The sequence below is a fragment of the Enterococcus sp. VV15 genome, from assembly GCF_005236045.1.
In the GTDB taxonomy this organism is placed as follows: domain Bacteria; phylum Bacillota; class Bacilli; order Lactobacillales; family Enterococcaceae; genus Enterococcus_B; species Enterococcus_B durans.
On record NZ_QPTY01000057.1, the window covers coordinates 1 to 7,856 of the forward strand.

The window sequence follows — 7,856 nt, forward strand, 5'->3', positions numbered from 1 at the left end:
TCATCGTCATTCCTCCTGCTATCTTTTTCTATTATTCTACCTTATTTGATAGTAGATTTAAAACTTTGCAACAGAACCGCCAGAAGAATACATGGCTAACGCTAGTGTTAAAGCTATGTTATTTCTTCCCATAATTCCCCTACTACCTTTAACATCTGATTGATGTAGTAACATGTCAAACCAGGGTTCATCAATTTGACGATTAGGACTTTTTCTTAAAATCATCTTCGCATTACTATTTGTTTCGTTGTCACTTTGCTTCAAACTCCATGTGAGTAGGCTTGAAAAATCGTATACGAAACTAGCCTCAAAAAACTCTATATTTTTTGAAGTCGGAAAACGACAAATACCAAAATCGTTACATAACATATCAACTGGCAAAGTCTTATTTAAGGTATTTTTCAAAGATATTGCTACTTTCTTTGCTACTTTCAGACTTTTGAAGCCACTCTTTGCTGTAACATATACAGGATTTTTTAGAACAAAATACACTTGATGTCCTCTATCTGTTTTTAAAACCAAAGTTGGTGTAAAGCCTAAGTCTAAACAAGCTAACAAAATATCATTTTCGTTAACTGTTCTATCGTCAATATCAATCACGAATGTATTAATTTGACGTATTTTTTCCTCTTCGTGTCCTTGAACATGAAGTCTAGCACTATCTTTATAAGATAGTGTTATATACGGATTTGGCGTCCAATGAGTTAGATTATCTTGATTGTCTAGTAATGCTTCATATGAAGTCATAATAAATCCCTTACTACTATGCAACATTTCTTTTGATCGAAAACCAGCAATAAAACCTTTATTCTCTTCAGAATAATTAATAGGTTTAATCTTGCTATTTAGATAGCGATAATCACGTAATCCATCTTTCATAATCACTTGATATACTTTCTTCATGTTCATACTCTCACCTCCATTTAGGCAAGACAAAAAGAACCATACCAAAGGTTAAATCTTTGGTATGGTTCTTAGAATTTATATTTAATTTCTTTCGTTTTTACCTACCGAGGAAAACTTTATACTTACAGGTGTTGCACTTACATTGTAAATCCGGCGTCACAAAAAAATTGACTGACGAGTCAATAATTTGTTGACTCGTCAGTCAATCGCGACTATACTGTAAAGGTCGATCAGATACCGACATATTAAAACGTGTTTCAAGTTTGACCTTAAGGAGGATGACAAAAATGACAACAGCTATTATCGAACTTGACCATCTTCAAAAAAACTTTGGCAAGTTTGCCGCATTAAAAGATGTCAGTTTCACGTTGGCACCCGGTCAGGTTCTGGGTTTTCTAGGACCTAATGGGGCCGGCAAATCCACGACCATTCGAGCTATTTTAGGCTTATTAAAAAAGAGTGGCGGCTCAGTGACCGTCTTCGGCAAAGATGCCTGGCGGGATGATGCGGCGATTCATCCACGCATCGCCTATGTTCCTGGGGACGTTTATTTATGGCCAAATCTTTCTGGCGGCGAAATTATCGACCTATTGCTACGTTTAAATGGCCGCCAGCATAATCAAAAGACCGATGAACTAATCAAGGCCTTTGAATTTGATCCGAAGAAAAAAGCTCGTACCTATTCAAAAGGCAATCGTCAAAAAGTAGCGTTAATTGCTGCGTTGTCGCAAGATGCCGATTTGTATATTTTTGATGAACCCACTTCTGGGCTTGATCCATTAAATGAACAGACTTTCCAGCAAGAAGTTTTAAAACTGAAAAGAGCCGGTAAAAGTGTGCTGCTATCAAGCCACATTTTGTCCGAAGTCGAGCGAATGTGTGATTCAATTGTTATCATCCGTGATGGTAGTGTGATTGAGAGCGGCAATCTTGATCAATTACGGCATCTATCGCGGATCAAAATTGAAGTCACCACCGCTACCCCAATGACTGCTTTGGCAAAGCAAGCTGGCGTTCACGACCTCACTTATCGCGATTCCGAGCACACCAAGGCGGTTTTCACCGCTGATCGAGACGCGCTTGGCACCATCATGACCACACTGGCCGCCAACACCGTGGTCGACATGCAATCAACGCCACCTACGCTTGAAGATTTGTTCCTGCGTTATTATGGAAAGCAAGGTGAGACCCATGCGGCACAGTAATCGGAACGCAGGTTATCTGCTTCGGGCAAACCTCAAACAAAATCTAAAATTTTCACTCATCTGGCTTGTCATTTTGATCATGATGATTGCCAGTGGTGCTGGCAAATTGGAAGCAGACTTTGCAGGCGGGGCCTCGGGCTCTAAAGAGATTGTCAAAATGCTGCGAGCGCCGGGCATGGCGGCAATGTTTGGCGCGATGCCAAAGGTGGACACGTATAACACAGCGATTGTGTTTGCTGGTGTGATGGTCGTCTTCATGATTATTTTGCAGGCCTTATGGGTTATGCCGCTGATGATTCGCAACACCCGCGGTCAAGAAGAAAGTGGCTTGCTCGAAATGGTTCGCGCTCGCAATGTTGGGCGAACGGCTGCCATCACCGCCGCTTCGCTGGAGCTTCTCATCGACAGTGCCATAATGGGTATCCTCTATTTTGTCTCGTTGGCCGCTGTCAACATGGGTGGTACTGACTTGTACGGCGACTTCCTGTTTTCACTGGGGATGGTGATCGCCAACTTGCTATTCGGAGCCATTGCGTTGCTATTCGCGCAACTAACCAATAACACACGTACAGCCAATATGTTGAGCTACATGGTGCTGACTGCCGCTTATTTGGTTCGGCTGGTCACCGATATCCAGCATCAAAATCTGACGTGGTTATCACCAATTGGTTGGTTCGAAAAAGCAAACTTCTATACTGATAACAACCTCTGGGCTTTAGGTTTGGCCTTACTGGTCAGTATTCTGCTTGCGGCCAGCGCCACCATGATTGCCCGCAACCGCGATCTGGGCGCCGGGATTATTGCTGAACGCACCGGCCGAGCCAAAGCTGCCGGCTGGCTTCGCTCGATCCCTGCCTTACTGTGGCGAACTGAGCGCGGATTATTTGCTGGGTGGTTAATCGGCGCCGTGGTGTTTGGCGGCGTCATGGGTAGTGTGCTCGGCGGCGTTGGCGACATTCTTAAAACGAATCCGCTTTATCGTAAAATACTAGATGTTGGCCAAATCAACGCTGCCAATCAGACCATGGTCCTGTCATTCTTAGGCATGTATCTCGGCATTTTCGTCGCATTAGCCGTGACTGCTGGCGTCCAAGTGGCATTCCGACTCAAACGCGATGACAACCTTGGTTACTTGAGCGTCATTCATGCCGAAAAGCCAACGCGAACCACGATCAGTGTCAGCTACTATTGCTTTGGTCTGCTGGCAGGCGTGTTCGTCCTTTCTGCCGGGCTGCTGGCCTTGTTCTTCACTGGGAACACTGTTCTCAGTCACCCGTTGCCGCTCAAGTACCTCGGTCGCCTATTTGCGGCTAGCGTTCCGGCTGTGATATCGTTTATCGCCCTTGGCATCGCACTAGTCGGTCTGTGGCCACGCTTAAGCAGTCTATTCTGGCTGTATATGGGAGCCGGTCTGATCGTTCAAATTTTCCGGGGATTGTTTGATTTGCCAAAACACGCAGGCAACTTCACACCTTTTGGCTGGATTGCCAATGTACCGGTTGAAAACGTTGATCACACATGGCTAATCGTGATGGTTGTTAGCGCTATAGTATTATTTATTCTTGGTATTGCCGGTTATCGTCGTCAGGATCTGAGCTTATGAAAAATGTTGTGACAGATCCCGAAAAAGTCACCCGTATACTCAAAACAGCGACGGAAATTTTCGGCCAGCAAGGCTTCATCAAGAGCAAAACCGATCAGATTGCCAACCAAGCACAAGTATCTAAGGGCTTGCTCTTCCATTATTTTGGCAATAAACAAGCGCTGTATCTTGACGCTTTCAAATATGCCTATCATCGGATTTATGATCACATGGACCCCCAAAAGTGGCAGAATGCCCCTGGCTTGGCTGCCATGATGACCACTGCAGTTAAGTATGAGTTGAAACTGCAATTCAAATTCCCGGCTGAATACCGCTTGATAATGCAAACCTATGCTGATTTACCGCATTTTCCCGAACCGTTACGACAACAAGTGCAGCAAGAAACAACTGCCATATCCGCTGAAGTCGATCGCATTTTCCGCGAGAAAATTGAACAGCTGCCTCGTCGTGATGGCCTGTCAGTCGATGACGTTTTCGGTGTCGTTTCTTCCTTAATCGCCCAACAAACAGCGGTCACCACCAGACTCATTGCCAGTGGCCATTATCGCAAGTTTGAAGATCTGCAGTCCGTGGTTGAGACGATGGCACGCCAGTTATTGATTGTCGAACACGGCTTTTTACCAGATGAAAGTTGACGTCAGCTGATAGATCAAAAAAGGTCATTAGGGTATACCCTAATGGCCTTTTTTATTTCTGTGCTATACTAGGCATTAAAAGTGTTCATTAGAACTGTCCAAAAGGAGAATTGGAAATGGCTAAAATCGGTTATGCGCGTGTGAGCTCCAAGGAGCAACATTTAGATCGACAGTTAGCGGCTTTAAAAGACGTTGATAAATTATTTACGGATAAATTAAGTGGAGCTAACACTAATCGGCCAGAACTGCAAAAAATGCTGGCCTATATTCGTGAGGGTGATATTGTAATGGTCACTGAATTAGATCGCTTAGGCAGAAACAACCATGATTTGACTAAGATCATGAACTCCATTCAAAATAAGGGTGCCACCCTAGATGTGTTGAATTTACCGTCCATGACAGGGATTGCTGACCCAAATTTACGTCAACTGATGACTAACCTCATCATTGAACTGTATAAGTATCAGGCTGAAAGCGAACGTAAGCGGATCATTGAGCGACAGCAACAAGGCATTGCGCTTGCCAAACAGCAAGGTAAATATCATGGCCGCAAACCCCAATACACCCAAGACGATCCCCGCTTGCAACATGCTTTTAAGCTTTACGAGGCAGGCATGAGTGATGTCGATGTTGCCCGTAATACAGGAATTAAACGGACAACCTTTATCAGATATCGGAAGAAATACAAGATTAAACGAAAATGACATGCAAAGCGGTACTTTTTGTAATGCAACTTAATTTAGTTGCATTTTTTGTGATTCTGTTTATTTACAAATAGCATGTAATGTGGTATATTGTATATACAAAATATAATGCAAATAAAAGAGAATGCTTTATGGATATTTTTAGCTTAGATTTAGGAAACAAACAGACCAAATTAAAAAGTAGCAAAGCTGAATATGTACTGCCTTCAAGATATTTAAACCAAGCAGACATGCCGATGTCAGTTGGCAATTCTACAATGAATAATGACCTACACACTTATTCAGTCCCTTTTAGCGACGATAAGTACGTATGGGGTCGAGATATTGACGGACTTCACCTTGACGAATATTTAGCGGATACAATCATGTATGGTGCTCGATACGATAGTGAAGCATTTAAATTACTAGCCAATTTTGCGCTGGGATTACTAGCAAATGATTTCAAAGCGGCTAAAGATCAAGTTTTAGAAGTAGTCGTCACTGCTGGGCTTCCAACTGGAGATTATGCTGACCAAGGACAATTAAAAGCTTTATTAAAAGTCTTAGAGGGCCAACACCAAGTTACTATTGACGATAAAATCGTGACGGTAAGAGTTCGTAAAGTCTATATTTTGCCACAACCAATCGGCACCTTATATAACGAATTACTAGATGATGAAGGCTTTATCCAGAATAAAGATCTATTAGACGAAAAAGTCGGCATTGTTGATGTAGGTGGTGGAACAATACTGATTGATACGATTTTAAACTTTGAGCTAAGTGGCAAAAACCGCCATCAATTTAATACCGGCGTAAATGATCTATATGAAGCCATTGCCAACGGGATTAATGGTGATACTAGCCTTTATCAATTAGAAAAAGATTTACGAAAGGGAAACCAGCAACATCATTGGAGCTACCGATTTTCTAAAAATCGTCAAGATGATATTACTGATTTGGTTTGCAAGGAAATTGACCGGTTTACCCGTCGCTTAGTTGCCAATGTGACTTCAACCTTAAAAAACCTTGATAGCATTGATACTTTGTTCTTTACCGGTGGTGGAGCCAATTTGCTTAACCAAAAAATCTTGAATACTACTTTCACTAACGCAGTTATTGTTAAAAATACAGAAGTTGCTAATGTTAACGGATTTTATAAGTACGGATTAAGTCAACAAGCTCAAAACGAAGGGAGCAAGTAATCATGGGAAAAGTTAAAACCTTGAACGTCCGACTAAATCCCGAGAAAATTGTCGACAAAGAAATCCTTGATTACTTTGATAAATCATTAATTCCTAAAACCACCCTTGTTAAAACCGCTTTAATTCACGAAATTGAACGGTTAAAGGCTCAAGGTGATCCTTATGTTAAAGATGAAATAAAAGCTCCAGAAGCACCTAAAAATAGCACAGAATCACCATCTAATTCCAAAGAACGCTTGCAAGGAGGATTTAATGCCTTTTCAGACAATGATATTTAGAAAAAAGCTGGCAAAATATACAAAACCAAATAAAGTTGCCGCTAGGTAAGCGCTATGCTAGACTAAGATTAATTTAACAACCGAAGATCAAGCTAAACAGAAAAATCCCCGATTCACGAGGAATCAGGGATTTTTGGTTTAGCAAGTAGCTATCGGACAGCTACTTAGATTCAGTCGATTTAGACCTGCAAGTTAAAATCGACTGAACATTGTTCTTAATTTGTAGGTTAATTATACCGCAAACCAGTCCCAAAGGACAAGTTAAGGATAGTTAAAAAACAAATTAAATCCAATGGACTAAGTAGCTAACTGGAGCTATTTAGTCCATTTTTTGTTGTTAGAAATTAAAAAAGTTGCCGAATGGGCAACCAAGAATAGACACATGCTGGTGAAACTACAAAGCCGATCACGACCAATGTTCGCTTTGTAATTCAGTTAGAGCATATCAGATTTGTATTTTAAAGCAAATCAAATGTTTTAGCAACTCTCTTTTGAGACAGCGTGTGTCAGTCAAGAAAGGGAGTTTTTATTATGACACAATTTAATTTTATTCAATCACAAAATGCTTATGGAACTAAGTTTTTTCAACTACCACAGGTATTATTATATGGCGAAAAATATAAAGAACTAAGTGACAGTGCCAAATTAGGTTATGTAGTTTTGCGTGATCGTTTGGAATACTCATTGCAAAATAATTGGATAGATGATGAAAATAGAGTGTACTTAATTGTGACGATCAAAAGGCAACATTATCAAGATAAGATAATGTTGCCTTTTTTCGTAATTCTAAAAAAAGAAAATATCAGTCCTACTATTGTGCAGAATAATACGCAATATTATTCTAGTATTGCATTGCAACGGGTAAAAAAACACTTTAACACCACGCATACTAATAGCAATGAAAGAGTAGATAATCGTGACTTATTGATTAATTCATTGCAGCAACAAATTAAAGATTTAAAAGCAGAATTATCTGAGGAAAAAGTACGAGCTGATGCACAATTAGCCGAAAAAGATAAACAAATCATTGGCTATCAGAAACTAGTTGATCAAAGCCAACAACTTCTTTTGAACGAACAGAATATGGGGCTTCTAGAAAAAAATAGTGTTCAGGAAGGCGAATATTCAGAAAAGCCTTCTACTCATAAGAGCACAAATAATGATTCAAAAAATATCGTTATTTTAAAAGACCAAATTGATCCAACGGTATTAAAAAAAGTACAGAAAAAGACTAAGAAAATGCATTGGTGGAATAAAATTTTCAGGAAGTGAACTACTCACCACTTAGCTAAACCTGACGGTTCTTAACGCTTGAAGTGGGAGCTTCTTGGGAATAGAGCATAC

Annotated in this window: 7 protein-coding genes and 1 pseudogene; 7 read left to right on the forward strand and 1 reads right to left on the reverse strand. The window is 40.7% G+C overall.

Annotated features, from left to right (window positions below; genetic code table 11):
• Positions 1-57: 57 nt before the first annotated feature.
• Positions 58-909, reverse strand: a complete 852-nt coding sequence (locus DVW83_RS13750; protein ID WP_137239560.1) for a hypothetical protein — start codon at positions 907-909, stop codon at positions 58-60.
• A 284-nt stretch (positions 910-1,193) separates the two neighbouring features.
• On the opposite strand from DVW83_RS13750, the gene DVW83_RS13755 reads away from it, so the two are divergent.
• The 7 genes and pseudogenes from DVW83_RS13755 to DVW83_RS13785 form a co-directional block, all read left to right on the forward strand.
• Positions 1,194-2,111 carry an ABC transporter ATP-binding protein gene (locus tag DVW83_RS13755; protein WP_075140364.1) on the forward strand — a complete coding sequence of 306 codons (918 nt, stop codon included), beginning with the start codon at positions 1,194-1,196 and terminating at the stop codon, positions 2,109-2,111.
• Positions 2,098-3,714, forward strand: a complete 1,617-nt coding sequence (locus DVW83_RS13760; protein ID WP_129154480.1) for an ABC transporter permease — start codon at positions 2,098-2,100, stop codon at positions 3,712-3,714. Before DVW83_RS13755 ends, DVW83_RS13760 begins: the two co-directional genes overlap by 14 nt.
• Positions 3,711-4,349 (forward strand): TetR/AcrR family transcriptional regulator, encoded by a 639-nt coding sequence (locus DVW83_RS13765; RefSeq protein WP_129154476.1) that lies wholly within the window; start codon positions 3,711-3,713, stop codon positions 4,347-4,349. Before DVW83_RS13760 ends, DVW83_RS13765 begins: the two co-directional genes overlap by 4 nt.
• 116 nt (positions 4,350-4,465) lie before the next feature.
• A complete protein-coding gene (locus tag DVW83_RS13770) occupies positions 4,466-5,053 on the forward strand; it encodes a recombinase family protein (protein ID WP_129232551.1) in 588 nt (195 codons plus the stop codon).
• A 131-nt stretch (positions 5,054-5,184) separates the two neighbouring features.
• Positions 5,185-6,234, forward strand: coding sequence for a ParM/StbA family protein (locus DVW83_RS13775; protein WP_129232550.1), 1,050 nt, complete (start codon positions 5,185-5,187; stop codon positions 6,232-6,234).
• Positions 6,235-6,236: 2 nt separating this feature from the next.
• Positions 6,237-6,512, forward strand: coding sequence for a hypothetical protein (locus DVW83_RS13780; RefSeq protein WP_010492168.1), 276 nt, complete (start codon positions 6,237-6,239; stop codon positions 6,510-6,512).
• A 531-nt stretch (positions 6,513-7,043) separates the two neighbouring features.
• Positions 7,044-7,247: pseudogene (locus DVW83_RS13785) on the forward strand (replication initiator protein A); the annotation flags it as partial.
• Positions 7,248-7,856: the final 609 nt, after the last annotated feature.